Genomic DNA, 298 nt, shown 5'->3' with positions numbered 1-298 from the left:
ATATTCAATAATTGTCCCCATGCGCTTTAACAATTCATAAGATGTATCCGTTAACTTCTCACCAAAAATTTCAATATCACCGCTCGTCGGCTTTATTAGATTTGTGTTCATCTTCATAATCGTTGTTTTACATGCACCATTCGGTCCTAAGAAACCATAAATCTCTCCTTTTTTCACATGCATGGTAACGCTAGAAATAACTTCTTTCCCTTTAAACACTTTCGTTAACTGATTCGTTTTTAATATATATGTCATGTCATTTTCTCCTTTCGCACTACTTTATATTTCTATATTAGAC

Annotated in this window: 1 protein-coding gene; it reads right to left on the bottom strand. The window is 32.9% G+C overall.

Going from position 1 to position 298, the window contains the following annotated elements:
• On the bottom strand, nucleotides 1–255 hold a 255-nt coding region (locus tag ACSG5Z_RS30825), incomplete at its 3' end, for an ATP-binding cassette domain-containing protein (RefSeq protein WP_435712855.1).
• Nucleotides 256–298 lie beyond the last annotated feature (43 nt).

The sequence above is a fragment of the Bacillus pretiosus genome (assembly GCF_051294775.1).
Taxonomy (GTDB): Bacteria; Bacillota; Bacilli; order Bacillales; family Bacillaceae_G; genus Bacillus_A; species Bacillus_A wiedmannii.
The sequence above is the reverse complement of the archived record's forward strand: the minus strand, read 5'-3'. Positions and strand labels throughout refer to the sequence as shown.